The sequence below is a fragment of the Hymenobacter gummosus genome, from assembly GCF_003970915.1.
Taxonomy (GTDB): Bacteria; Bacteroidota; Bacteroidia; order Cytophagales; family Hymenobacteraceae; genus Solirubrum; species Solirubrum gummosum.
The window spans coordinates 24,950-49,127 of record NZ_RXOF01000016.1; the positions used below are offsets into that span (position 1 = coordinate 24,950).

At 63.6% G+C, this 24,178-nt stretch carries 21 protein-coding genes; 7 read left to right on the forward strand and 14 right to left on the reverse strand.

Annotation, left to right across the window (positions count from 1 at the left end; translation table 11 throughout):
• Positions 1 to 160: 160 nt before the first annotated feature.
• From EJV47_RS22110 to EJV47_RS22135, 6 genes are all read right to left on the reverse strand, one after another.
• Positions 161 to 1,108: a T9SS type A sorting domain-containing protein gene (locus EJV47_RS22110; protein ID WP_126695390.1), complete on the reverse strand. Its 948-nt coding sequence runs from the start codon at positions 1,106 to 1,108 to the stop codon at positions 161 to 163.
• Between the two features lie 362 nt (positions 1,109 to 1,470).
• Positions 1,471 to 3,030, reverse strand: coding sequence for a M16 family metallopeptidase (locus EJV47_RS22115; RefSeq protein WP_126695391.1), 1,560 nt, complete (start codon positions 3,028 to 3,030; stop codon positions 1,471 to 1,473).
• Positions 3,031 to 3,169: 139 nt separating this feature from the next.
• Positions 3,170 to 4,531, reverse strand: a complete 1,362-nt coding sequence (locus EJV47_RS22120) for a M16 family metallopeptidase (protein WP_126695392.1) — start codon at positions 4,529 to 4,531, stop codon at positions 3,170 to 3,172.
• 167 nt (positions 4,532 to 4,698) lie between these two features.
• Positions 4,699 to 5,376 carry a hypothetical protein gene (locus tag EJV47_RS22125; protein WP_126695393.1) on the reverse strand — a complete coding sequence of 226 codons (678 nt, stop codon included), beginning with the start codon at positions 5,374 to 5,376 and terminating at the stop codon, positions 4,699 to 4,701.
• Positions 5,377 to 5,597: 221 nt separating this feature from the next.
• Positions 5,598 to 7,031: a dicarboxylate/amino acid:cation symporter gene (locus EJV47_RS22130; protein ID WP_126695394.1), complete on the reverse strand. Its 1,434-nt coding sequence runs from the start codon at positions 7,029 to 7,031 to the stop codon at positions 5,598 to 5,600.
• A gap of 113 nt (positions 7,032 to 7,144) precedes the next feature.
• The gene (locus EJV47_RS22135) at positions 7,145 to 8,383 is read right to left on the reverse strand and encodes a DUF6799 domain-containing protein (RefSeq protein ID WP_243651273.1); all 1,239 of its coding nucleotides are present in this window, start codon (positions 8,381 to 8,383) and stop codon (positions 7,145 to 7,147) included.
• A 181-nt stretch (positions 8,384 to 8,564) separates the two neighbouring features.
• Here EJV47_RS22135 and EJV47_RS22140 point away from each other — a divergent pair, with 181 nt between their 5' ends.
• Positions 8,565 to 9,587, forward strand: coding sequence for a dipeptide epimerase (locus EJV47_RS22140; protein ID WP_126695395.1), 1,023 nt, complete (start codon positions 8,565 to 8,567; stop codon positions 9,585 to 9,587).
• A 213-nt stretch (positions 9,588 to 9,800) separates the two neighbouring features.
• Here EJV47_RS22140 and EJV47_RS22145 read toward each other — a convergent pair whose 3' ends face one another.
• Positions 9,801 to 10,394 (reverse strand): DUF6799 domain-containing protein, encoded by a 594-nt coding sequence (locus EJV47_RS22145; protein ID WP_126695396.1) that lies wholly within the window; start codon positions 10,392 to 10,394, stop codon positions 9,801 to 9,803.
• A 156-nt stretch (positions 10,395 to 10,550) separates the two neighbouring features.
• Between EJV47_RS22145 and EJV47_RS22150 the strand changes: the two genes are divergently transcribed.
• Together EJV47_RS22150 and EJV47_RS22155 are read left to right on the forward strand one after the other, a co-directional pair.
• Positions 10,551 to 11,000, forward strand: a complete 450-nt coding sequence (locus tag EJV47_RS22150; protein ID WP_126695397.1) for a MarR family winged helix-turn-helix transcriptional regulator — start codon at positions 10,551 to 10,553, stop codon at positions 10,998 to 11,000.
• A 54-nt stretch (positions 11,001 to 11,054) separates the two neighbouring features.
• Positions 11,055 to 11,702 (forward strand): YceI family protein, encoded by a 648-nt coding sequence (locus tag EJV47_RS22155; protein ID WP_126695398.1) that lies wholly within the window; start codon positions 11,055 to 11,057, stop codon positions 11,700 to 11,702.
• Between the two features lie 98 nt (positions 11,703 to 11,800).
• Here EJV47_RS22155 and EJV47_RS22160 read toward each other — a convergent pair whose 3' ends face one another.
• The 3 genes from EJV47_RS22160 to EJV47_RS22170 form a co-directional block, all read right to left on the reverse strand.
• The gene (locus tag EJV47_RS22160) at positions 11,801 to 12,544 is read right to left on the reverse strand and encodes a hypothetical protein (protein WP_126695399.1); all 744 of its coding nucleotides are present in this window, start codon (positions 12,542 to 12,544) and stop codon (positions 11,801 to 11,803) included.
• A 134-nt stretch (positions 12,545 to 12,678) separates the two neighbouring features.
• Complete coding sequence (locus EJV47_RS22165; protein WP_126695400.1) at positions 12,679 to 13,230, reverse strand: hypothetical protein; 552 nt, start codon at positions 13,228 to 13,230, stop codon at positions 12,679 to 12,681.
• 259 nt (positions 13,231 to 13,489) lie between these two features.
• A complete protein-coding gene (locus tag EJV47_RS22170) occupies positions 13,490 to 15,727 on the reverse strand; it encodes a S9 family peptidase (protein WP_207895966.1) in 2,238 nt (745 codons plus the stop codon).
• Between the two features lie 175 nt (positions 15,728 to 15,902).
• Here EJV47_RS22170 and EJV47_RS22175 point away from each other — a divergent pair, with 175 nt between their 5' ends.
• Together EJV47_RS22175 and recR are read left to right on the forward strand one after the other, a co-directional pair.
• Positions 15,903 to 16,184, forward strand: a complete 282-nt coding sequence (locus EJV47_RS22175) for an ATP-dependent Clp protease adaptor ClpS (RefSeq protein WP_126695401.1) — start codon at positions 15,903 to 15,905, stop codon at positions 16,182 to 16,184.
• Positions 16,185 to 16,277: 93 nt separating this feature from the next.
• Positions 16,278 to 16,892 carry a recombination mediator RecR gene (recR, locus tag EJV47_RS22180; protein WP_126695402.1) on the forward strand — a complete coding sequence of 205 codons (615 nt, stop codon included), beginning with the start codon at positions 16,278 to 16,280 and terminating at the stop codon, positions 16,890 to 16,892.
• A gap of 210 nt (positions 16,893 to 17,102) precedes the next feature.
• On the opposite strand, the gene EJV47_RS22185 is transcribed toward recR, so the two are convergent.
• Positions 17,103 to 17,396: a hypothetical protein gene (locus EJV47_RS22185; RefSeq protein WP_126695403.1), complete on the reverse strand. Its 294-nt coding sequence runs from the start codon at positions 17,394 to 17,396 to the stop codon at positions 17,103 to 17,105.
• 149 nt (positions 17,397 to 17,545) lie between these two features.
• Between EJV47_RS22185 and pta the strand changes: the two genes are divergently transcribed.
• Both pta and EJV47_RS22195 read left to right on the forward strand, forming a co-directional pair.
• On the forward strand, positions 17,546 to 19,639 hold the full coding sequence (pta, locus tag EJV47_RS22190; RefSeq protein WP_126695404.1) for a phosphate acetyltransferase: 2,094 nt from the start codon (positions 17,546 to 17,548) through the stop codon (positions 19,637 to 19,639).
• Positions 19,640 to 19,951: 312 nt separating this feature from the next.
• Entirely contained in the window at positions 19,952 to 20,890 is a 939-nt protein-coding gene (locus EJV47_RS22195) for a DUF808 domain-containing protein (RefSeq protein ID WP_126695405.1), read from the forward strand.
• A gap of 50 nt (positions 20,891 to 20,940) precedes the next feature.
• Here EJV47_RS22195 and EJV47_RS22200 read toward each other — a convergent pair whose 3' ends face one another.
• From EJV47_RS22200 to EJV47_RS22210, 3 genes are all read right to left on the reverse strand, one after another.
• Positions 20,941 to 22,023 (reverse strand): DUF695 domain-containing protein, encoded by a 1,083-nt coding sequence (locus EJV47_RS22200; protein ID WP_126695406.1) that lies wholly within the window; start codon positions 22,021 to 22,023, stop codon positions 20,941 to 20,943.
• A gap of 307 nt (positions 22,024 to 22,330) precedes the next feature.
• A complete protein-coding gene (locus EJV47_RS22205; RefSeq protein ID WP_126695407.1) occupies positions 22,331 to 22,849 on the reverse strand; it encodes a hypothetical protein in 519 nt (172 codons plus the stop codon).
• A gap of 316 nt (positions 22,850 to 23,165) precedes the next feature.
• Entirely contained in the window at positions 23,166 to 24,170 is a 1,005-nt protein-coding gene (locus EJV47_RS22210) for a hypothetical protein (RefSeq protein ID WP_126695408.1), read from the reverse strand.
• Between the last annotated feature and the right edge of the window lie 8 nt (positions 24,171 to 24,178).

Below are 24,178 nucleotides of genomic sequence, written 5' to 3' on the forward strand. Positions count from 1 at the left end.
CGGCGGCAAATGGGGCCACGATTCCAATGCGAGGGTACTGCTACGTTTGCGCTACGGGGTTTGGAGGGCAGGAATAACCTACCGGTAGCTTAAAAATAGTGGTGCCACGGCTTCGAGCCGTGGCACCACGTCGTTTAAATAAGTCAGGGTCGGGGCTTGACTACTCCTTCACGAAGCGGCGCGTTTCGGAGCCGCCCTTGCTGGTGATTTTGTAGTAGTAGGTGCCGCGGCCCAGCTCGGCCAGGTTCACGTCGAGCGAGTGGCTGCCCTTGTCCTGCCTGCCCTCGAACACGGTGCGCACGGTTTTGCCGCGCTCATCCAGCAGCTCCACTTTCACGTTGCCCTCCTTTTTCACCTCGTAGTCGAGGCGCTGAGTGCTGGTGGCGGGGTTGGGGTACATGGCGGCGGGGCGGCCAGCTTCGGTTACAGCGGGCTGCGCGGGGGCATTTGGGTCCATGAGCAGGAAGCGGGTGGCCCCGAAGAAGTTCTTCGTGCCGAAGCCGTGCTGGCCGCGGCCGTGGTGCTTGCCCGCGGCTTTACGCTGCTCCAGCTGCTGCTGCTGCTCGGGCGTGCGGTTTTTCTGGGCCAGGGCCTGCAGGTCGGCGGCCCACTTATCGCGCTGGGGCTGCACTTCGGCCTTGAGCTGCTGAATCTGGGCGTCGTACTTCTGGGCCAGCTGGGCCACGCCCTGCAGCACGGTGCGCTTTTCCGAATGCAGTTTCTCCAGCTGCTGCTTCTGGGCGTCGGTGAGCTGGGGCCGCTGGCCGGGCGTGCTGCCCTCGGCCGGGCGCAGCGCCTTGCGGAGCGTTTGGCCTTGCTCGCGCAGGGCTTTCAGCTGGCTGCGGTAGGCGCTGAGCTGGGTTTTGTCGGCGGCCGAAAGCTGGGCTTCCAGCTTCTGGCGCTGCTGGCGCAGCACGGGCATTACGTTCTGCTGCACGTAGGCGCGCAGTTCGCCGTTGCCCTTGTGGTGGCCGTCGCGGCCGTGGTGCCCGAAGGCAGCGCGCGGCGCTTGGCTGTCGGGGCCGGCCTGGGCCAGGCTGAAGCTAGGAGCGGCGGGCAGAATGGCCGCGGCCAGGGCCAGGGCGCGGAGCCAGGAGGGGGTTTTCATGCTTATGGAGCGGGGTAGGAGGTTGTTACCGTGTTCTGCTCCCATAGAGGCCGAGGGCGGGGCGGAGTTTAACCGGCAGTTAGAAAAAATATCCGGGCAAGCGGGGCGGGCGGTAACGCTGGTAGTCATTGCGGAGGCGCAGCCGTGGCAAGGCGTAGCCAATCTTTCCCCTCCCGGTACGACGGTTCAATGCCCCCAAGCCCAAAACACTACCGCCCGAAACTGCAACTGCAGTTTCGGGCGGTAGTGTTTTGGGGCTTCTGCCAGTTGGGCCGTGTGTGCTGCGAGGGGAAAGATTGGCTACGCCTTCCTACGGGTGCCGCGCTTCGCTCGCAATGACAGCGGGTGAAGCGTCGTCGACCTTATTTGAACGTGTCCTTGGTGTCGACCACCTTCACGCCGGTCACGTTCACCTTGTAGTTGGCTACCTGCTCGTCCTCGGTGAGAATTTCCTTGGGCAGGCCTTCGCGCACCACTTTGGCGTAGCTCATGGGCGAGGGCGTGTTGTTTTTGAGCACGTCGGCCAGGGGCTGGGCTTCGCTGTCGTCGGTGACGATGGTCACGTACATGTTCTGCACCTGCCAGTACTTCTTGATGGCCTTGTTCACGTCGTCGAGGGTGAGCTTGGCCAGCTGCCCGTCCAGCTCCTGCAGCCAGTCCTTGCGGCCGTAGAACTTCGAGTCGAGCATGAAGCCGAGCTGCTTGGCCGAAGTCAGGCCGTAGAGCTTGGTGTAGGAGCGCAGGAAGGTGCGCGTCAGCTCGAAGTCTTCCTTCGACATGCCGTTTTTCACCAGCCCGTCCATTTCGCGCAGCGCCAGGCGCAGGGCGAAGGGGGCCTGGCCCACTTTCAGGTCGCCCAGCTCGGTGGGGTACTGCTTGCGCAGGCCCTCGGCAATCTGCACCGGCCGGATCCAGATGCTGGCGTAGTTGGCGTGGCGCGGTACGCCGGGCACGGGCAGCATGTTGTTGCCGCCGGCCTCGTACCACTCGATGTAGCTGTAGTCGCCGTAGTTCATCGAGCGGGCCGTGCGGATTTTGTCGTACAGCTTGCCGTAGCTTTTGCGGTGCTCCCCGAGGTAGGAGTTGGCCACCATCAGCGCGGCGAAGTCGTCCTTGGCGCGGGTGGTTTCGATGGGAAAGCCCGCGTACACGGCCGAGCCCAGGGCATCCGGCTTGCTCACGATTTCCACCTGCACGCCCTTGGGCGCGGCCACCTTGGGCACTTCGGGCTTCACCGTGGCGGTGGGCAGCGCGTCCATATCCTTCTTGAGCTGCTGCACGAAGGATTCGGGGTAGTTGCCGCTGATGCCGATGGTGAGGTTGTTTTTGCCGTAGGCCTGGGCGTAGAACTTCTTCACGTCGTCCAGGGTCAGGCCCTGCACGCCGGCGGCGGTGCCGCGCGTCATGTGCTGATAGCGGGTGCCGCGGAAGAGCTGGTCTTCGAGGGCAAACTTGCTGTAGTCCTCATCCGAAGAGGCCCGGATAACCTGCTCCACGTAGTTGAGCTGGTTGGACTTGAGGCGGGCAAAATCCTCCTGGGTGAAGCTCGGGGTAAGCATCAGCCCCTTCAGCACCGGGTAAAACTGGGTGAGAAAGTCGCGGTGAAACTCGAAGGTGAAGGTAGTCACCTCTTTGTCGGTGCGGGCGCCGTAGCGGGCGGCCATGGGGTAGAGCTTGTCCTTGAGCTGGGCCGCGGTCAGCTCCTTGGTGCCGCCCTCGGTCACGAGCTGGGAGGTGAGGAACGCCAGGCCTTCCTTGCCCTTGGGGTCGGAGGCCGAGCCGTTCTGGAAGCGCAGCATTACCACCACTTTGGCGGCCGAGGGCTGCTTGAGCTCCACCACATCGGCGGCCAGGGCCGGGGCGGTGCTGATGGAAGCCGCGCCCAGCAGCAGGAAGGCGGCGCGGAGAATGGGTTGTTTCATAGGAGTAGCGCGGGCTTCAGCCCGCGTCTTGTAGAACGACGGCTGGTGAGCGGCATCGTCCGGGCAAATGAAAATTACTATCTGGCGGACGCGGGCTAAACCGAAGGAAGGCGAAGCCAAGCCCGCGCTACAGCCGCCCTTACTGCACGCCGCCGGTGTCTTTCGGGCCGATGGTGCCCAACGTCAGGTGCTCGGGCACGAAGTACTTCTTGGCCACCATCTGTAGGTCGGCGGGCGTCACCTGGTCGTAGAGGGCCAGGTAGCGGTTGATGGACTGCACGTCGCCGGTCAGCCAGATAAATTCCGACAGGGCGTTGGCGATGTTGTCGGGCGCGTCCAGGTTCATCAGGTTGCCGTACTTGAGCGCCGATTTGGTGTCGGCCAGCTTTTGGGCGTCCACGGGCTTGCTCTTGGCCTCCTCCAGGGCCTGCACAATGCGCTGCTTCACGTACGGAATATCGTCGGCCTTCACCACCGAGGCGCGGATGCTCGTCAGGTACGGGTCGCGGGTCATGTTGGGGGCGCCGCCCACGAAGCGCACTTTCTGCTCCTTCACCACCAGCTGCTGGTACAACTCGGAGTTTTCGGCGAAGAGCAGGGTCATCAGCACGTCCAGGGCGGGCAGGTCCTTGCTCTGGTCCGAAAAGGCCGGGCCCTTGTAGCTCAGGCTGAGCAGGGGCGGGAAGTTGGCGTTCTGAATGTGCACGTAGCGCGGGGCCGTCTGCTCGGCTTCCTGCTTCATGTTGGGCACGTAGGAGCCGCGCTGCCAGCCGGCAAAGTATTTCTGGGCCAGCTGGTTGACTTCGGCCGCTTTCACGTCGCCTACCACCAGCAGGGTGGTGTACTCGGGGCGGTAAAACCGGTCGAAGAACACCTTGGAGTAGGCGTACTGGTTGGGCATGTCCACCACGTCCTTGAAGAAGCCCATGGTCGTGTGCTCGTAGGTGTGCTGGTCGAAGGCCGCGTCGGCTACCTTCTCGTTGAGCTGGGTGTAGAGCGAGGCGGAGTTCTTGGTGTACTCGCCCTTCACCGCGCCGGCCTCGGTTTTGAAGTCGTGCTCGGAGTATTTCAGGTGCTGAAAGCGGTCGGCCTCCACCTCCAGCATCTTGTCGAGCATGCGGGCGTTGCCGGTCATGTGGTACACGGTGCGGTCGAGCGAGGTATTGGCGTTGGCGGCCGCACCCAGGCTCTTGAGCACCTCGTCGTACTTCTCCTTGGAATACTTCTCGGTGCCGCGGAACATCACGTGCTCGAAGAAGTGCGCAAAGCCGGTTTTGCCGGCTTCCACTTCGTCGCGGGAGCCGGCGCGCACCACCAGAAACACCGAGGCCAGGCCCGGGGAGGCGTAGGGCACGGTCACGACTTTCAGCCCGTTGGGCAGCTGGCTTTGCTCGATGGCGTAGGGAAAGGCGCCCTTGGCGGCCTGCTGGGCCCGGGCGGCCGGGGCCCCGGCGCTCAGCAGGCAGGCGGCCAGGCCGAGGGCCCAAAATGTGTGTTTCATAGCAACTATGAAGTGGGAAAACAACAAAGGCGCCGCCCCGCAGGCGGGGCGGCGCGCCAAAGAAACGCCGCTTCCCCGAAAGTTGCACCCCGCACAGGCCCCGAAACGCCGCGGTGCCCCGCCGGAAGGCAGGGCGCCGCAGATGCAGCCGGAGTATGAGCTGCGGCTTACCGGGCAACCTGAACCACCTGCGTTTCGGGAGGGGCGGTAGCGCCGGTTTCGGCGGGCTGCCGTGCCACCCGACCCGCCGTCAGCAGTTGCCCACGCAGGCGCTGAGCATCGAGGCTAAGCTGGGACTTCATTTGGGCCAGGGCCAGGCGCAGGGCTTCCAGGTCGGCGAGGCGGTGGGCCTGGGTCTGGGGGTAGCCGTGGTACATAGCCACCCGGATGCGGGATTTGCCCAGGCCAGTATAGCGGCCCAGGGTGTCGCCCTTGGCGCTGACAATCTGCATATTGGCCCGTAGTTCGGTTTCGTACCACTCCAGCGGCACGCCCAGCAGGGAGGGCGTCATAAAGGTGAGCATCTGCAGGCCCTGCAGCACCTTGCCGCGGCGGGCGGTGGCCACCTGCGTCACCTGCAGCCGGGCGTAGCCGAAGCGGGCTGTATCCTCAGGGTCGGAGAGGTTCATGCGCACTTCCCGCTCAAACAGCCGCTCCGCATCGTCCGGGTAGGCGCCCTGCGAATCCAGCAGCGGCCCGTTGTCGACGGCAATTTCCAGGGAGGGCAGCCGATCGGCCAGCGAAGCCGGGGAAGGCTGGAAGATGACCCGGTCGACGGATTTGCAGCCGCCGAGCAGCAGGGCCGGGGCCAGGAGCGGCAGAACGAAGCGGAACAGGCTAGGCATGGCAACAGCAGTAGGGCCCGCGGGCCGGAGGTGGACTACATAGGACAATGTCTGGTGCAAGTATAACTTATTCGCGGACATAAATATTACTTTAAAAATAAATTATATGAATATGTTGGATTCGGGTTAATCATTCCCGGAATAGCGCCAATGCAAAAGCGCCCGAACAACCTCGATGGTTATCCGGGCGCTTTGTCGTCAAGCGGCTGACGCTGTGTCGGCTAGTGCAGGCTGCCCACCGACTGGGTTTCCTCGAACAGCTCCGTTACGGCCGGAGCCTGGTAGTCGTCGATAAACTCGCCTTCCCAGCGGGCAATGACGGCCGAAGCCAGGCAGTTGCCGAGCACGTTCACGGCCGTGCGGGCCATGTCCATCAGCGCGTCGATGCCCAGAATGATGAACACCGGCCAGGGCGGCAGCCCGAACGAGGACACCGTGGCCAGCAGAATCACCAGGGAGGCGCGGGGCACGCCAGCCACGCCCTTGGAGGTCAGCATCAGCGTGAATACCATCACCAGCTGCTGGCCCACCGACAGCTCGATGCCGGCCGCCTGGGCCACGAAAATCGAGGCCAGGGACAGGTAGAGCGTGGTGCCGTCGAGGTTGAAGGAGTAGCCCGTGGGCATCACGAAGGCCACCACCCGGCGCGGCACCCCGATGCTTTCCATGGCCTCCATGGCCCGGGGCAGCGCCGCTTCCGACGACGTGGTGGCAAAGGCAATGCTGACGGGCTCGGCCACGGCCTGCAAAAAACGCTTGAGCGGCAGGCGGGCAATGAGGGCCACCGGCAGTAGCACGATGAGCACAAAGGCAATAAGGGCGCCGTAGAGCGTGAGCAGCAGCTGCAGGGCGTTGAGAAGGGGCGCGAAGCCCATCTTGCCCACGGTGTAGGCAATGGCCCCGCCCACGCCCAGCGGAGCGAAGAACATGACCACGTTGGTGAACTTGAACATCACCTCCGAGAGGCTTTCCGACCACTGCAGCATGGGCCGGCGGTGCTTTTCGGGCACCATAGCCAGGCCGATGGCGAAGATGATGGCGAAAACCACCACCTGCAGCACCTGGCCCTCAGCCACTGATTTGGCAATGTTGTCGGGGAAGATGTGCAGGATGATGTCGGCCGCCGACTGCTTGGGCGCGGTGGCAATGGCGTCGGAGGCGTTGTTGCCGGCCTGGGCGGCGGCCAGTACGGCCGGGTCCAGCTTGCCGGCCCGCGTCAGGTTGATGGCCGCCAGCCCGATAAACAGGGCAAACGTCGTCACGACCTCGAAGTACACCAGGGCTTTGACGCCCATGCGGCCCACTTTCTTGAGGTCGGCGTGGCCGGCAATGCCCACCACCAGCGTGGCAAACACCAACGGGGCAATAATGGTCTTGACCAGGCGCAGGAACACGTCGGACAGCACTTTCAGGTTCTGCGCGGCCTGGGGGAAGTCGGCCCCGGCTTCGGCGCCCACCAGCATGCTGGTCACAATCCAGAACGTGAGGGAGCGGCGCTGCGAGGCCCATACCACCAGGGCCAGCAAGGCTACCCAGCGGGCGGCCATTGGCAGTAGCGGGGGCAGGGCCACCACGCCGTAGTGGGCAAGGGCAGTGAGCAGTGCGGCCAGCAGCAGCAGGGCCAGGGCCGGCACGGCAAAGCGTGAAAGCTTCATAGGAGGGGATAAAAAAGCTGAGCTTCGCCCGGTGGGAGGGGGGCGAAGCTCAGCAAAGATAGCCGTTTAGGCCAGAGGCCCGGCGGGGCTTCCAGGAGCAGCTGGCGGGGCCGCTAGGGCAGCGTGAGCAGGTAGCCGATGGTGAAGTTGGCGTCCCAGTCGAACACGAACTGCTGGCAGCCGGTGGTCTGGGCCAGGGCCTGGTAAATATTGACGCCGGCCTGGGCCTTGGCGCCGTTCAGCGCGGCGTAGCTGCCGGGGGCCTGCAGCACGGTGTAGCGCTCCGTGCCCTGGCGGGCGGGCTTGGCCAGCTCGTACGGAATGCCGCCGATGATAAAGCAGGTGCCGCGCAGCTCGGCCGGGATGGGCGTAGCCTTGGCCTGCACGTCGGCGGCCACGGTGGTGGCGGGCGTGTTGGCCTGGTAATACTTCGAGCCGTAGGTTTCGGCGGTTTTCACCGTGCCGTCTTCCAGCCAGGCCAGCTTGGTATTGCCCGAGCCCATGTCGGTGAGGAAGGCCTTATCGGCGTAGGCGGCGGGCAGGGCGGCGCGCAACCCCAGGGCGGCTTCGCGCTCCGGCGTGACGGTGATGACCACGTAGTTCAGCGCCTTCAGCGACTTGATGATTTTCTGGGTGCCGCTGGCCGCCATGGCCCCGGAGCTGACCACGAAGTGAATGTCGCGGCCGCCCACGCCGTAATCGAGCATCTGGCCGATGTAGGTCTTGAGGCCCTTCCGAATGTCATCCTCGGTGGCCATGTTCTCCATTACCAGGCTGTTGCCGAACTCGGACTTCTCCAGCTGCCAGTTGCGCTGCTGGTCGATGCGCACGATAAAGGAGTTGAAGCCCGAGGCACCCAGCTCCACCACGCCCTTGAGCTTGCCGCCGACCGGGGCGGTGGGGCGGAAGGTGAAGCTGGCCGGCGCGGCGGGCTTGGCGGCCGGCGCGGCCTTGGCCACCGGCGCCGGCTCGGGCTTCGGGGCTGGTTCGGGGGTTACTGCAGGGGCCGGAGCCGGAGTGGCTTTGGCCGTCGAGGCCGTGGCCGTTGCGGCGGCAGCGTTGGCCGGGGTCTGGCTGACTTCCCCGTATAAGGTCACGGTGTCGCCCTCCCGCAGCACCACTTTCTGGCCGCCGGGCAGCTGGACCGTGCGCGTCTGGTAGTCGAGGCGGGTGCCGTTGATGAGCACCACGTTCTTGGTGAGCGGGGTGCTCTTGGTATTGGTTTGCACTACCAAGGTGTTGCCTTTGACGGTAAACCACGAGGTAAAGCCTGCGGAGCTGGCGGTTTGGCCCATCAGGCGGACCGGCAGCGTGAGCAGGCAGAGGAGAAGAAAGAGCAATAGGTTTTTCATGGAGGGAAATGATGGGAGCGAAGAAGGGTGCAAGTTACTAATATTATAATACCATGAAATAATAAAATTAATGCAGTTTAACCCGACTGGCCCAACAGTAGCCGGGGCTGGTTGAAAGCCCGTTATTTCTCTGCGAAGCGGATTTGTCCCATCTTCGGCCGCCCCGCCTTTTCCCCGCCTCATGCTGCACTGGTCCATCCGCTCCCTGGAGCTGCCCCTGCGTTTTACCTGGAAGATTTCCCGCAACGCTTCCGATGCCAAAACCAACCTGATTGTGCGCGTGGCCGATGATGCCGCCGCCGGCTGGGGCGAAGCCGCGCCCAACGTGCGCTACGGCGAGTCGCCCGGGCTGCTGCTGGCGCAGTTTGAGCAGCTGCAGCCGGCGCTGGCCCGCGTCAGCAGCCTTCCCGACCTTACCGCCCTGCTCGACGCCACCGCGCCCGCCCACGCCCTGCGCTTCGCCCTCGAATCGGCCTACGTGCACTGGCTGGCCCGGCAACGCGGGCAGGCGGTGCCGGCGCTGCTGGGCGTGCCCGCCCCGCTGCCGGCCGTGAGCACGGCGTTTACGCTGCCCATCATGGAGCCGGGGCAGGTGGCCGCCTTTATCGAGCAGCACGGCCTGGCGCGTTTTCCCATCTTAAAGGTGAAGGTCAATCAGGAGCTGGGCCTCGATTTGCTGCGCGAAGTGGCCCGCCGGCTGCCCGGGCGCCCCGTACTCATCGACGGCAACGAGGCCTGGACCGAGGCCGACGCGCTACTGCGCTTCTGCGAGCAGGTGCAGGCGCTGCCCGGCCTGAATGCGCAGCTGCTGGAGCAGCCCCTGCCCGCCGCCCACGCCGCCGACTACCGCTACCTGCGCCCGCGCAGCCCCTGGCCGCTCATTGCCGACGAATCGGTAACGGATGCGGCCGACTTCGAGGACATTGCCCGGCAGTTTCACGTGCTGAACATGAAGCTGATGAAGGCCGGCGGCTACCTCAATGGCATCCGGCTCCTGAACCAAGCCCGCGCCCACGGCCTGCGCACCATGATTGGCTGCATGGTCGAAACCTCGCTGGGCATCTGGTCGGCGCTGCAGCTCAGCGGCCTCTGCGAAATCTGCGACCTGGACGGCCTGCTCATCATCCGCGACGAGCCCTTCGGCCTGGTGCAGGAGGAGCAGGGCCGGCTGCTGGCGCAAGCGGCGGTGCCGGAATTAGGGTAAGGATAAGCTGGCGCCGGTTTAACGAGCGAAGCGAGTGTAACCGGTGCCTAAAATAAGGCAGGCTTTCAGCCTGCGTCCGGCACCTGGACGAGCGGAACCGCCCAACCTCAGTAACGTTCCACGCAGGTTGGAAACCTGCTTTATGATAGGCACCGGTTACGCCGTCTGCGACGGCTAAACCGGCGCCAGCTGACTTCTATATAACCTCATTATTCATTTCACCGCCCGCAACTGCTCGTCCAGGGCTTTGATCTGGCCGTCGAGCTGGCTGGTGTCGGGGGCTTTGGGGTTGTTCTGGCTGAGCAGGCTGATTTTCTGGTTCAGCAGCTGAATCTTCTGGGCCATCAGCTCCACGCGGCGGTTCAGCTCCCCGAGGCGGCTGTCGACGTTGGCGCCACTGGGGGCGGCGCGCACTTCCACCACTTCGTTGAACTTAGCGTCGGGCGGGGCCGTTTCGCCGCGCGAGGCGGCCGCGTTTTGCGGCGTGGCAAACATCACGCCCCCGTCGGCTTTCACGTAGTCGCCCTCCTTGAGCGTTATCATCTTGCCCGTGGTCAGCTCCACGATACCGCTTTTGACGTTTATTTTCGTGCCGCCGGGCAAGCGTACGTTCTGGCTCAGGCCAGTAGTCTGCCCGTCGCGGCGGCGCACCACGGCCCCGTTCTGCATCACAAACTGGTCGCCGTTCTGCAGGTCCAGGCGGCCGTCGGCGGTGGTGGCGCTGCGGGCGGGCGTTTTCTGGGCGAGGGCGGCCGGACTGGTTAGCAGCAGAGCGGCGAAAACCAAAAGGGGGGCAAACGGCTTCATAGCGAAAAGCAGATGGTGTGGTTTGTGCTGAGAGGCTCTTGCATACGTAGCCGGGGCCGCTAGGGTAAAACCGCCGGGGTTTTGAAAAAAGTTGGGAACCAATGTTGCGACATATAATGTATGTACATATATTTGCAACGCCATCCGGTTCTCCCCATGAAGCTCGAAGACGAAATTCAGCAGCGCGCCTTTAAGAACGCCTACCAGAAAGCCCACCTGAACGTGGTATTTACGGCGGGCTGGCTGCAGCAGCGCCTGGCCGCCGCCTTCAAGCCCTACGGCCTGACGTTGCCCCAGTACAACGTGCTGCGCATCCTGCGCGGGCAGCATCCCAAGCCGGCTACCGTCAACCTGCTCATCGAGCGGATGCTGGACAAAACCAGCAACGCCTCGCGCATCGTCGACAAGCTGGAGGCCAAGCACCTGGTAACCCGGCAGATCTGCCCCAGCAACCGCCGCGCCGTGGACATCCGCATCACCGAGGCCGGCCTGGAGCTGCTGCGCCAGACCGAAAGCCTGGCCGACGGCCAAAGCCAGGGCCTGCACAACCTCTCCGCCGAAGAAGCCGCTCAGCTGAGCGACCTGCTCGATAAAATCCGCGACTGACGGCTGCCGTTTTCAGTCAACCCTCCTCAGAACTCTCTCACCGTTTCCAACCCCATGAAAAAATTCATCCTGCCCCTGCTCGTAGCCGGCGCCCTGTTTGCCGCCCCCGCTTACGCTCAGAAACAAAACCCCGTAGCCGCCGCCGCCGTGAGCAAGTCCACCAAAGGCGCTCAGACCTACACCGTGCAGCCGCAGCTGAGCACCCTCGGCTGGGTGGGCAAGAAAGTAGGCGGCCAGCACAACGGCACCGTGGCCGTGAAGGATGGCTCCGTGCAAGTAAAAGGCAACCAGATTGTTGGCGGCACCTTCGCCTTCGATATGAACTCCATCAAGGTAGAAGACCTGAAGGACGCTGAGTGGAACGGCAAGCTGGTGGGCCACTTGAAAAACGACGACTTCTTCGGCGTATCCAGCAACCCCACGGCCAACTTCGTCATCACCTCGGTGAAGCCCATCAAAGCTGACGCCAGCGGCAACAACGCCCAGATTTCGGGCAACCTGACCATCAAGGGCAAAACCAACCCGGTGACCTTCCCCGCCAAAGTAGGCGTGAAAGACGGCGTAGCCTCCGCTTCGGGCGTGGCCACGGTAGACCGCACCAAGTACGACGTGAAGTACGGCTCGACCCTGTTTGGCGCCGCCGCCGACAAGGCCATCGAAGACAACTTCACCCTGAGCTTCCACGTCATTGCCAAGCAATAACCGCGAGGTTTCTCCCCATCCGTAACCCGGACCAAAAGCAGCAAACGGCCCCTTCACCGCGCGGTGAAGGGGCCGTTTGTTGTTGGAGTACCGTGACTCTAATCCTCGCCGGGCAGCTGCAGGCGGCGGCTGACGAGCTGCTGCTGCAGGGTGGCGCGCAGCTCGTCGGGCAGCAGGGGCGTGGCCGGGGCCCGCAGGTTGCGCAAATCGTAGCGGCGCCACTGCCCGGCGTCGCCGGTGCCGAACTGGCGGTTGCGGTCGGAGTCGTGCTGCTCGTGCACCAGCAGGTGGTGCGGGGCGGCCACCTGCCAGCTGAGCACCGAAACCGTGTCGGGCGTGACCTGCTGCAACTGCCGGCCCCGGCGGTCGGTGGCGAAGAGCACCAGCGGGTCGTAACCGTTCTGCTGCCCGTCCTGGTTGCTGTCGGCTTTGATGAGGCGGTAGAACAGGAAGGCGGCGCGGGCGGCCGGGAGAGGGGCCGCGTCCAGCTCGTAGACGCGCCAGCGGCTGTGGGGCAGCAGCAGGTGGGCATCAGCCCCGTCGGCCCCGAAAAAGGCGACGTTGAAGCTTGTGGTTTCGTAATTGCTGCCGCTGTCGTCGTAGCTGCCGATGCTGCTGTCGTAGCCGCGGCGGCGGGCCGCTGGCTCGTTGCGGTCGGTCAGGCCCACGCGCTGGTAGTAATAGGTGCCGCCGCTGTCAATCAGCTCGGGGGCGGAGTAGTCGAGGCGGTACTCGCGCACGGCCTTGGCGGCGGGCGTTTCGGGCACCGCCGGCGGGGCGGGGTCGGCGGAACAGGCCGCCAGGGTCGTCAGCAGGGCCAGCGGGAAGAGGCGTGACATCATACGGGCAAATACAGTAATTCCCGGGGGACGCCCAAGGTTGTCGGCAGCTCCGCTGGCTGGCGGCTCAACGATTCCCGGCGCGGGGCCCCAGCTTGGTAGGCTGCCCGCAGAATAGCTCTAAAGTGGCGGCAACGTTACTGCGGCAGCTCCAGCGCCGTGGGCAGCGGATAGCGCAGCTGCCGGTGCTTGTCGTGGGCGCGCAGGGTCTGGAGCATGTCGTTGAACTCGTCCTGGTATTCCAGCCAGAGGTCCTCGTGCAGCTTGGGAATGAGCTTGGCCGTGCGCAGCAGCAGGCGCACGGTGGCCACGTAGAACAGGTGGAAGTAGCCGTCAAAGTAGCTGGGGTACTCGTCGAGCACCAGGCGCAGGGTAAACATGTTCAGCTCCACTTCCAGGCGTTTGTCCTTGGTAATGCGCTTGGCGCGGGCCACTTCCTTGGCGGCTTTACCCAGGGCCCGGGCCAGGGCGCGGTTCATCACCCGGCCGTTAGCCTTCTGCAGCAGCTCGGTTATGCGCTCGGCGTGCTCGTCCTGCACCACGCGCAGGTCCACTTCGGGCAGGATTTCGTAGCGCACCAAATCGTACAGCTCCGCGTCGCGGCGCACGGCTTTGAGCAACAGGTCTTCCAGTTCCTTGGGGCTGAGCTGGCGCAGGGCGCGCTTGAAATCGGAGGCGGGAGCGGGCATTCTTTAGTTGAAGGAAGAATGAGGAGTGAGGAAGGAAAAGAATACGGGCGTAGAAGGAATTGGATAAATAAGAACGTCATCCTGAGCCTTAGCGAAGGACCTTCCTCGCACCGAAGGTCAAATCAATGCGCAAACGACTTGCTCGTGTGGCTGAGCTGCCCTCGGCACGGAAGCTAGTCGGTGCCTGGACTTTGCCGTCGGTGCAGGGTAAGAGGAAGGTCCTTCGCTCTGCTCAGGATGACGTTCTTTTTAATGCCACTTACTGCCCGCTGCTGGCACCCGCCGCCGGGGCTTCGGGCTTCAGCTGCTGGTCGAGGTAGTTGGTAATCTTGGTGTAGAGGTGCACGCGGTCCTTGCCGCCCACGTTGTGCGGGTGGCCGGGGTACACGAAGTAGTCGAGCTGCACGCCGTGGTCGACGGCGGTTTTGAGGTAGTCGAGGCTGTGCTGCCACACTACCACGTCGTCGACGGTGCCGTGAATCATCAGCAGCGGGGCTTTCAGGTTCTGCACGTAGCCCAGCAGGTTGGCTTTCTGGTAGCCCTCGGGGTTTTGCTGCGGGGTATCCATGTAGCGCTCCGTGTACATCACCTCGTACATGCGCCAGTCGATAACCGGCCCGCCAGCCACGCCCACTTTAAAAGTGCCCTCGGGGGCGCGGGTGAGCATGGTCGTCGTCATGAAGCCGCCGAAGCTCCAGCCGTGCACGCCGATGCGGCTCGGGTCCACGTAGGGCAGGGACTTGAGGTAATCCACGCCTTTGAGCTGGTCGGCCAGCTCTTGGGTGCCGAGCTGCCGGAAGGTGGCCTGCTCGAAGGGCAGCCCGCGGTTGCCGGAGCCGCGCGAGTCGACGGTGAAGACTACGTAGCCCTTTTCGGCCATCATCTGCATCCACAGGTTGCCGCCGCCCAGCCAGGAGTCGGTGACGAGTTGCACGTGCGGCCCGCCGTACACGTACACCACGGCCGGATATTTCTTATTGGGGTCGAAGTTGGGCGGCGTGATGATGCGGGCGTACAGATCCGTCTGCCCGTCGGCGGCCTTGATGGTCTGCACCTTGGTCTGCCCGAGGCGGTAAGCCGTCAGCGGGTTCGGGGCATTCAGCAGCTGCTGCCGGCTCTTGCCATCCTTGGTGCCGACGACCGAAATGGTGCGCGGCGTGGTCTGGCTACTGTAGGTATCGAGCAAAGCTTCCCCGCTGGGGCTGAGCACGCCCGCGTGCGTGCCGGCCTGCGCCGACAGCTTCTGGGGCTTGCCGCCGCCCAGGCTCACCGCGTAGAGGTGGCGCTGAATGGTGCCGTCCTGGTTGCTGGCGTAGTAGGCGGTTTTGCCCTTGGCATCGAAACCCAGCAGGTCCGTCACCAGCCAATTGCCGCTGGTGAGCTGGCGCAGCAGCTTGCCCGAAGTGTTGTAGAGGTAGAGGTGGTTGTACCCGTCGCGGCTGCTCTGGTAGATAAACTGGTCCGGGTGGCCAGGCACGAAGCTCAGCGGGTTCAGCGGCTCTACGTACTCCTGGTCGGTTTCCTCAAACAGGGTCTTGACCAGCACGCCCGTCGTGGCGTCGTACTGGCGCAGCCACATGTGGTTCTGGTCGCGGTTGAGCACGGCCACGTAGATGCTCCGCTCGTCCGGGCTCCACGTAATGTTGGTGAGGTACTGCTCTTTCGGCTCCCCGGTCTGCAAGAACACCGTCTTGCCCGAGGCCACGTCGTACACGCCCACCGTCACCTCGTGGCTTTTGTCGCCAGCCATGGGGTACTTGATGGGCTCGGCCTGCGCGGGCGTCGGGGCCACCGATACCAGCGGGTAGTCCGTCACCATGGTCTGGTCCATGCGGTAGTAGGCCAGCTTGTTGCCTTTGGGGCTCCAGAACGTGCCCTTCGTAATGCCAAATTCCGAGCGGTGCGCCGCCTGCCCGTTCACGATGGCCGCATTCGGCTCGTTGGTCACGGCCACGTTTTCCTTGCCCGGCAGGCTCACGTACAGGTTCTGCTCCTTGGTGTAGGCCACGCGGGTTTTTGCGGGGTCGAAGTCCACGTTGTCGGCGCCGGCCTGGAAGCCTAGCAGCTTGCTGGCCTTACCGTCGGCCACCGAGTAGCGGAAGACTTCGCGGCTGGGCATACTCACCAAAAAGGCGTCGGGGCCGGTCCACTGCACCGTGGGGAAGGCCGTGGCCTTAAGGGTGGGGGCGCCGGCGGCCTGCAGGGCTTTGTACAGATTCGCCATCGTCACCACCTGCTGCACCGGGCCGCCCGCGGCCCGGCCGCGCACCAGCTCGTCCTGCCCGTTCTCGGTGCGGGCGTAGCTGAACTCGTCCTTCGTGCCGGGAATCCAGCTGAGCTGCTTGAGGTTGGCCGGCAGCAGCGCGGGGTTACGGAAGGCGTCCTCCACGGTGAGCAGTTGCTGCTGGGCGCGCAGGGTGGCGGGCGTGGCGGTCAGGGTCAGCAGCAGGGCGGGCAGGGCAAGGCGCCGGTAAGTCAGGGTCATAGAAGGCAACATACGGGGGAGGGGGAGGGGAAACAGGGCGGAATGGAGTCGGAAATTTACGGCGGAATCAACAGACAAACCCCGCCACAAATTCCGCCCCGCCGGGCAACTATCCCGCGCCGGCGGCTGTTATGGGGTGCTCTTTGCGAAGCCCTTAACCTAGCGCCCGAATCCGTACCTTTACCCCATGAACACCAACCCGCAGATTGCACACGACGAGGACGTTCTGTTGCTCGAGGAAACCACCGACCTGCGTGACCTCGTGGTCTACAACGACGACGTGAACACCTTCGACCACGTCATTCAGACGCTCATCGACGTGTGCCAGCACGACGCCATGCAGGCCGAGCAGTGCACCCTGCTGATTCACTACAAAGGCCAGTGCACGGTCAAAATCGGCTCTTACGAGGAGCTGGAGCCCATGTGCACCGCCATTCACGACCGTGGCATCTCGGCCGACGTTGTTTAAATGGTTGAATGGCTGGATGGTTAAATGGTTGGCCGTTCAACGTCAGAACGACCAGCCATTTAACCATCCAGCCATTTAGCAATTCATCGATAAATGGAATTCCCCTCCAAACTCATTGAAAACGCCGTCGGTGAGCTGGCGAAGCTGCCGGGTATTGGCCGCAAAACGGCCCTGCGCCTGGCCCTGCACCTGCTCAAGGCCGACACCGATACCACCAGCAACCTGGCCGAAGCCCTGGCCAAGATGCGCTTCGACATCCGTTACTGCCAGACCTGCCACAACATCTCCGACACGGAGCAGTGCTCCATCTGCGCCAACAAGCTGCGCGACCATAGCACCGTCTGCGTGGTCTGCGACATCCGCGACGTTATTGCCATCGAAAACACCGGGCAGTACCAGGGCGTCTACCACGTGCTCGGCGGCGTCATTTCGCCCATCGAAGGCATTGGTCCGGCCGACCTGCACATCGAGCCGCTGCTGAACCGGGTGCAGGCCGAAGACTCGGAGGTGAAGGAGGTCATTCTGGCCATCAGCCCCACCATGGAAGGCGACACCACCGCCTTCTACCTCACCCGCCGCCTGCGCGAGTTTCCCGAGGTGCACATCAGCAGCATTGCCCGCGGCATCCCGGTGGGCGGCGAGCTGGAATACGCCGACGAAATTACCCTGGGCCGCTCCATCGTGGAGCGCCAGCGGCAGGCGCGGTAAGGCCCGGCCGGCGGCCACACTGGCCGTCATTGCGAGCGAAGCGCGGCAATCCTTCCCCTAGTAGCAGCGCCGATGCAATACCTACTGACCGAAAATAGCTTTGCCTCCATAATACCGGCAAGTCCAAAAGTCACCAGCACGAAAACGGCCCCGTCTGCGCAGACGGGGCCGTTTGGTGTTTTATGGTAGCGCCCAGTTGGGGCATCACTCCTAAAACTCAAGGCGCAGAATCCGCCCTGCGCCGGCAATACGGGTGGGCGGCATGCCAAACCGGATGGCCGCGCCGGGCTGCATCAGGGCTTCCAGACCCGGCAGCAGCAGGGTATCGATGCGCAGCGTGTAAGCCGCGCCGGCCCGCAGCGGGGCCAGGATGCGAAACTCGGCGGGGGCCGAAACCGGGTTGGCGGCCGGCCACAGCGACAGGCGCAGCGGCTGGCTCAGCGGGAAGCGCAGCCAGGAGTCGGGGTGAAAAGTGACTTCGGCTACCAACGTGACGTTTGTCATGGGGCTACGACGGCGGATAACGGACTTTTGCGGGGCGAAACATGGCCCCGCGGCCCGGTGCGGGCAGCAAGCAAGCCAAATCTTGCGTAGTTACGGCCGAAACCCGCGGCCAGCGGTTATGCTGCTGACCATCCGAACCACCTTCCGGCATGACCAACACCGTCTTTATTGCCTCCGCCGAGCCCTACAGCGGCAAGTCCCTCGTCACCCTGGGCCTGGTGAACATGCTGCTCAGCAAGGCCCAGCGCGTGGGCTATTTCAAGCCCGTCATCAACGAGCAGCCCAGCGGCCAGCCCGACGCCCACATCGACACGGTGCTGCGCTACTTCCAGCTGCCCACCGCCTACGCCGACACCTTCGCCTACACCGGGCAGGAGGTGCTGCGCCTGATCGAGACGGAGCGGCAGGGCGAGCTGCTCGATACCATCATCCGCCGCTACAAGCAGCTGGAGGAGCAGCACGACTTCACGGTGGTGGAAGGCACCGATTTCGTGGGCCAGGGCACCGCCTTCGAATTCGACCTGAACGTGACCATGGCCAAAAACCTGGGCGTGCCGGTGCTGCTGGTGGTGTCGGGGGAGGGCAAAACCACGGCCCAGCTCATCAGCAGCACGCTCACGGCCTTGCGCGGCTTCGAGGCCCGCGAGGTGCCGGTGCTGACGGTGGTGGCCAACAAGGTGCAGCCCGAGCAGGTGGCCGACGTGCAGGAGCTGCTGCGCGTCCAGCTGCCGGCCGAGGTGGGGCTGTCGGTGATTCCCGAGGACAAGGCCCTGCTCAACCCCACCGTGCAGGAGCTGCACGCGGCCCTGGGCGGGCGGCTGCTCTTCGGCGAGGAGCTGCTGGGCAACCAGGTCGACAACTTCGTGACCGGGGCCATGCAGGTGCCCAACTTCCTTAACTACCTCAAGCCCAACGTGGTCATCGTCACGCCCGGCGACCGGGGCGACATCGTCATCTGCGCGGTGCAGGCCAATATGTCGGCCAGCTACCCCAAGGTGGCGGGCGTGGTGCTGACGGCCGGCTGGCAGCCCGAGGAGCCCATTCTGCGCCTGCTGCGCGGCCTGCAGGGCGTGATGCCCATCCTGGCCGTCGACACCGGCACCTTCGAAACCAGCGCCCGGCTGGCGGCGGTCAAGTCGCGCCTGTCGGCCGACAACCCCAAGAAGGTGCAGCTGGCCATTCGCACCTTCGAGCGTTACGTGGACGTGCCGGCGCTGGACCGGCAGCTGGCGGCTTACCAGTCGGAGGGCATTACGCCGCACATGTTCCAGTACCGGCTCATGCAGTGGGCCAAGCAGCAGCGCCGCCACATCGTGCTGCCCGAGGGCAACGACGACCGGATTCTGCGCGCCGCCGCCCTGCTGCTGCAGCAGGACGTGGTGGACCTCACCATCCTGGGCAACCCCGCGGAAGTAGCTGCCTCGGCCAAGCGCCTGGGTATCAATCTGCCGGTGGGCCACCTGCGCGTTATCGACCCGGTGAATTCGGAGTACTACCCGGACTACGTGCAGACGTTCTACGAGCTGCGCAAGAGCAAGGGCGTCAACGAGGATATGGCCCGGGACCTGATGCGCGACGTGTCGTACTTCGGCTCGATGATGGTGTACAAGGGCCACGCCGACGGCATGGTGTCGGGGGCGGTGCACACCACCCAGCACACCATTCGGCCGGCGCTGCAGTTCATCAAGACCAAGCCGGGCATCTCGCTCGTCTCGTCGGTGTTCTTCATGTGCCTGCCCGACCGCGTGGCCGTGTTTGGCGACTGCGCCGTCAACCCCAACCCTACGGCTGAGCAGCTGGCCGAAATTGCCATTTCCTCGGCCGAAAGCGCCCAGCGCTTCGGCGTGGCCCCGCGCGTAGCCATGCTTTCGTACTCCTCGGGAACTTCGGGTGAAGGAGCCGAAGTGGACAAGGTGCGCCGGGCCACCGAGCTGGTGCGGCAGCTGCGCCCCGAGCTGCCGGTGGAAGGCCCCATTCAGTACGACGCCGCCGTGGACCCGCTGGTGGGCCAGCAGAAGCTACCCGGCTCGGCCGTGGCGGGGCAGGCCAGCGTGCTCATCTTCCCCGACCTGAACACCGGCAACAACACCTACAAGGCCGTGCAGCGCGAAACCGGGGCCCTGGCCATCGGTCCGGTGCTGCAGGGGCTCAACAAGCCGGTGAACGATTTGAGCCGCGGCTGCACCGTGGACGACGTTTTTAATACCGTCGTCATCACGGCCATTCAGAGCCAGCAGGAGTAGGGGCCTGGGGGAAGTTCTATGGGGTTGGTGTAGAGGCGGATAGCTGGCTGCTGCCTTCCTGCGGTTGCGCCTTCCAGTCCGCGTTGTCGGGGCGGCATCCTTTAATGATGCGACATGAGCAGGCGTTTCTGCACGCCCGCAGCACTGACCGCCGGCAAAAAAAACCGTACAGACAGGGCGCAGTACCGATTTTTACGGCGGGAACTGTCAGGCGAAGCCGGGCTTCGCGTGTCACTTTCGGGCCGCCAAACGGCTGGTTGCGTGCGTTCTGACTTACCCTTTCTGCCACTTTTCCTAGCGCCACCACTCCTTATGCCCTCCGGATTTTTTGCTCTCCTAGATGATATTTCGGCCCTGGTGAAAGTCAGCGCCGCCAGCCTCGACGACGTGCCCGCGCAGGTGGCCAAAACCACCGGCAAGGTGTCCGGCATCGTCATCGACGACACGGCCGTGACGCCCAAGTACGTGGTGGGGCTGGACCCCAGCCGGGAGCTGTCCATCATCTTCCGGATTGCCAAAAAGTCGCTGATCAACAAGCTGCTGATTCTGAGCCCGGCGGCGCTGCTGCTCGGCTACTTCGCGCCCTGGGCCATTACGCCCATCCTGATGGTAGGCGGGGCCTATTTGTGCTTCGAGGGCTACGAGAAGGTGCATTCCATGCTGAGTCCGCACCACGAAGCGGAGGCCGAAGGCGACGAGCTGACGGCCATTACGCCCGAGGAGCTGGAGCAGCAGCGGGTGGCCGGGGCCGTGCGCACCGACATCATCCTGTCGGCCGAAATCATGGCCATTGCCTACAGCCAGGTTACCGGCCAGCCCATCGTCAACCAGATTGCGGTGATGCTGGCGGTGGCCGTGTTCATCACCGTAGCGGTGTATGGCTTCGTGGGGCTGATTGTGAAGATGGACGACATCGGCGTGCACCTGGCCCGGGAAGGCAACGGCCCAGCCACCCAGAAGCTGGGCCGCGGCATCGTCAAGTTTATGCCGCGCTTTCTAAGCATTCTGAGCTACGTGGGCACGGCCGCCATGCTCTGGGTCGGGGCCGAAATTATTGCCCACGGCATTCCGTTCACCGCCCACCTGCTGCACGAGCTGGAGCACGCTCTGGCCGGGGTGCCGGCCCTGGCCTGGCTGGCCAAAGTGGTAGCCTGCGCCCTGTTCGGGCTGGCCGTGGGCTTTGTGGTCGAGAAAATCGTGGGACTGGTGAAAAAGGTGTGGCCGGGCAAAAAAGAGGTGCCGGCGGCGTAGAGCCGGGTACCGTACTGCCGGGGCACGCGCCGACCGATGCGGCGGCTTGCTTATACCTGCCGGGATCGGTCGAACGTGCGCCAGTATTTGTCCTTGTACACGTCGAAGCTGATGTCGAACTGCTCGGCATAAGCTTGCCGCAGAAAGTAAAAGACCTTGGACGGCTTGCGGAAGTCCTTGCAGGCTAGGTAGAGCCGGCGCACGCCGTTGCCGGTTTCGCGGCCGATGTTCAGGTAGCCCTCAAAGTCGGGCAACTCCTGCACGATGAGGTCTTCCAGCTCGTTCAGCAGCGCATACGCGGCCTCGTCGGGCATGCCCTTGGCAGTGGTTTCGTCGCCGTACACGAAGTCGAGGCGCGCTATCCAGGGGTGGGAGGGCGTGCTGTCCCAGTTCAGCAGGTCGGTATTGAAGACGGCCAGCAGCGGGTTGCCGTTTTCCAGTTCGGCCTCGAAGCCGGCGTACGTGTCCTCGTCGGTGTCGCGGCGCAGGCCCTCGTATTTCTCCACGAACTCCTGCTGACGCCAGTGAAGGTAGTCCTGGAGCTTGCTGAGCGGAATCAGCTCCCCGGTGGCCGCCGCGGGCCCCACCACCGCCGTTTCATCAATCTGGGTAGCCAGGCTCAACTCACCCAGGTAATTGTCGAGGAAAATCAATACCCCGGTGCGAATGGCGTCTTCGTCGGCCGGCTGCCAGTCGGCGTACACAAACGTCAGGTCGATTTCGTCGGGGTAGGCGGAGCTGGTGGTGGCGTAGAAGCTCAGGTTGTCCGCGTTGTAGGCGCGCCCGTCCATCGTCAGGCTGATACTGTCGCCGACGGCCGGCTTGAGCGCCACAAACCGCCAGCCCGGCAGCGAGGGGGCCGCCGCCACCAGCTCTTCGGCAAAGACGATATTCTGCACGGCCCCGTCGACGGTGATGACCAGCTCGGCCGTATCGTCGTCCATACCCACCAGGAAGTAGTAGTCGGGGTTGACCTCGTCGAGCTGGGGGCTAAGCTCGTCGAAAAACTCCTCATCCAGGTTGTCGTGACGCTTGACGGCGTCAAAGAAGCGCTGGTGGTTGGCCCCAAACCACTGCCAGAAGTCAGAATACAGGTCTTGTTGTCGCTGGGCTAGTTCCGGGAGCGTTTGCATGAATAGCAGGTTTGCGTTGGCGCAAGAAAGCACAGCCGCCAGTTGTTGCCGGCTGTACTGGGCCGAAGCAAGCTACCGGGCCGATGACAGGGAAGGTTCTGTCAACTTGCTGCCTGTTGAGCGTCAGAGTGTTGGGGAATAAACAGTTCAGCTGCCAGCGAGTAGCTACCGTCAGAAAATCCTCCCTCGGGCAGATTAGCCGCGCGAGCCGGCCGTCAGAGGAAGTGGGGAAGGAGTAACCGGAGCCGTAGGAGCAGCCAGGTGATGGACTGATCCGGGGCCGAACGCCCCGGATGCGCCGTCGGTCCTACAGCCGGTCCTCATACTGCCGGATGGTCATCAGCGCCGTGTCGCCGCGAAACCCGAGGTGCTTAAGCTCCTGCCGGAGGCTGTCGAGGCCTCGGACGTCTTTGCTTTTACCGTCGGCAAAGGAGAAAATGAAGTAGTGGTTGGCAACGTCGGCGGTGTCGCTGTCAAACGGGGTTTTGCACCGCCGGGCCACCAGGTGATGCGCGTCGAAGGTGAACTTGTCGAAATAGGCCGTCAGCAGCTGATAGTTGCCGCCTTCATCGTAATTGACTTTGCCTTTCTCGCTGCAAACGCTGCCGTAGTCGTTGGTATCCACGCAGTGGATGGCGTAGGGGTACACCAGTGGGTAGCGCCAATAATCAAAGGCGCCCCGGTCGGTGTAATACGGCTGGGGTACCTTGCCTTTATAAGCCGGCGGCTCATACGATTTTACCAGGCGGCTGAAGGCGGATGGGACGCTCGGTTTTGCGTTGTTGTCCTGAAAGCAAGCCGTTGAGAGGAGCCAAAGTGCAAGCACGGGCAAGTGTTTTGTGCGCATAAATTACCGGTGTTGTCGTTTGGCATTGAAGCTATGGGGCAGGTCGATTCGCAACAACCCCCGTCATCCTGCGCTGCGCCGGATAGCACTTTCTAATCAGGCTCAGTGTGTGGATGCATGCGTTGCTAACCTTTTGCCAAGCCCTATCCGGCTTACTGTGATGCCCCTGCGGCTCGCGCCGCCAGCATAGCATATGGAGTCAGGGCAGCCCCGGCCGCAAGCTTGCGCCTGCCACATAACAAAACAAGCCCTTCCGATGGAAGGGCTTGCTTGGTGCGACTAGGGATGACGCAGATTAGTAGGTGTTGATATATACATCGCCCCAGTAGGCCGCGAAGTTATTGTAGGTATAGCCGAAAGCGGTGGAGTACATGCTGGCGCTTACTTGCGCCCATACTTCGTTGGCCGGCACGGGGAAGTAGTATTCCAGGGGCTGGTTATCGAAGCTGTAGGCGCTGGCGTTGACCAGGCTGATCTGGTTCATTCCGAGCGGCGACAGGGCGTTGCCCGTAATGTTCAGGTTGCTGATGCGCTTTTCGATGGATTCGCCGGCCTGGGCCCAGCCGCTCTTTTTCTTGTACTCGAATTTAACCCGCACCAGGATTTCGCAAATCATGTAGTTGGGGCGGCCAATCACTTCGTGCACGTGCTTGAAAGAAACGCCGTTGGCCGTGAACTGCATCTGGTATTTGGCGTCGCCGTAGCTCGCCAGCTCTGCCGTCTGGCCCGAGCCCGAGTGCTGCTGAGCAATCTGGCGGAGTTGTTCGGGCGTCGGGCTCGTCTCCCGGCGCGAGCGTACTACTTCTTTGATGGGGTGCACGCTTACCCGGGCATCATCCACCTGCGTGTGCGCAGCTACGGCGTCTTTAACGCGCGTCAGCAGCGCCGCCTCGCCGGCGGGCAGCACGATCATCGCATTCTGGTGCAGCATGATAATTTCATTACCCATCTGCACAATGCCCTGGTCGTTGAACAGGGAGAAATAAGCCTGATTAATCAAGCTGTTTTCTTGCTGCAGTGCGGTCAAGTCCTTGGTGGCGGCGCGCAGCGAGGTAAAGCCCTTCTGCTGCCGCTCCCAGGCCTGCATTTCCGCTACCGGATGGTTGTACAGCTTGGCGAGGACGCGGCTAACGGCTTGGCGGTCGGCGAATACCAGACGGCCATCAACAACCGTGACATCCTTGGCGACGGTGTCGGCCTGGAGGGCGGGCTGCTGCGGCTGCGGCTCGTTTCGTTCGCAGGAGCTACCCAGCAGGGTAATAGCCGCGAGGGTCGGCAGCAGGAAAGAAACCTTTTTCATAAAATAAA

Excerpts from the sequence above, each read along its gene's own strand:
- EJV47_RS22110 (WP_126695390.1), bottom strand. The coding sequence starts at position 1,108 with ATGAAAACCCCCTCCTGGCTCCGCGCCCTGGCCCTGGCCGCGGCCATT.
- EJV47_RS22115 (WP_126695391.1), bottom strand. The coding sequence starts at position 3,030 with ATGAAACAACCCATTCTCCGCGCCGCCTTCCTGCTGCTGGGCGCGGCT.
- EJV47_RS22120 (WP_126695392.1), bottom strand. The coding sequence starts at position 4,531 with ATGAAACACACATTTTGGGCCCTCGGCCTGGCCGCCTGCCTGCTGAGC.
- EJV47_RS22125 (WP_126695393.1), bottom strand. The coding sequence starts at position 5,376 with ATGCCTAGCCTGTTCCGCTTCGTTCTGCCGCTCCTGGCCCCGGCCCTG.
- EJV47_RS22130 (WP_126695394.1), bottom strand. The coding sequence starts at position 7,031 with ATGAAGCTTTCACGCTTTGCCGTGCCGGCCCTGGCCCTGCTGCTGCTG.
- EJV47_RS22135 (WP_243651273.1), bottom strand. The coding sequence starts at position 8,383 with ATGAAAAACCTATTGCTCTTTCTTCTCCTCTGCCTGCTCACGCTGCCG.
- EJV47_RS22140 (WP_126695395.1), top strand. The coding sequence starts at position 8,565 with ATGCTGCACTGGTCCATCCGCTCCCTGGAGCTGCCCCTGCGTTTTACC.
- EJV47_RS22145 (WP_126695396.1), bottom strand. The coding sequence starts at position 10,394 with ATGAAGCCGTTTGCCCCCCTTTTGGTTTTCGCCGCTCTGCTGCTAACC.
- EJV47_RS22150 (WP_126695397.1), top strand. The coding sequence starts at position 10,551 with ATGAAGCTCGAAGACGAAATTCAGCAGCGCGCCTTTAAGAACGCCTAC.
- EJV47_RS22155 (WP_126695398.1), top strand. The coding sequence starts at position 11,055 with ATGAAAAAATTCATCCTGCCCCTGCTCGTAGCCGGCGCCCTGTTTGCC.
- EJV47_RS22160 (WP_126695399.1), bottom strand. The coding sequence starts at position 12,544 with ATGATGTCACGCCTCTTCCCGCTGGCCCTGCTGACGACCCTGGCGGCC.
- EJV47_RS22165 (WP_126695400.1), bottom strand. The coding sequence starts at position 13,230 with ATGCCCGCTCCCGCCTCCGATTTCAAGCGCGCCCTGCGCCAGCTCAGC.
- EJV47_RS22170 (WP_207895966.1), bottom strand. The coding sequence starts at position 15,727 with ATGTTGCCTTCTATGACCCTGACTTACCGGCGCCTTGCCCTGCCCGCC.
- EJV47_RS22175 (WP_126695401.1), top strand. The coding sequence starts at position 15,903 with ATGAACACCAACCCGCAGATTGCACACGACGAGGACGTTCTGTTGCTC.
- recR (WP_126695402.1), top strand. The coding sequence starts at position 16,278 with ATGGAATTCCCCTCCAAACTCATTGAAAACGCCGTCGGTGAGCTGGCG.
- EJV47_RS22185 (WP_126695403.1), bottom strand. The coding sequence starts at position 17,396 with ATGACAAACGTCACGTTGGTAGCCGAAGTCACTTTTCACCCCGACTCC.
- pta (WP_126695404.1), top strand. The coding sequence starts at position 17,546 with ATGACCAACACCGTCTTTATTGCCTCCGCCGAGCCCTACAGCGGCAAG.
- EJV47_RS22195 (WP_126695405.1), top strand. The coding sequence starts at position 19,952 with ATGCCCTCCGGATTTTTTGCTCTCCTAGATGATATTTCGGCCCTGGTG.
- EJV47_RS22200 (WP_126695406.1), bottom strand. The coding sequence starts at position 22,023 with ATGCAAACGCTCCCGGAACTAGCCCAGCGACAACAAGACCTGTATTCT.
- EJV47_RS22210 (WP_126695408.1), bottom strand. The coding sequence starts at position 24,170 with ATGAAAAAGGTTTCTTTCCTGCTGCCGACCCTCGCGGCTATTACCCTG.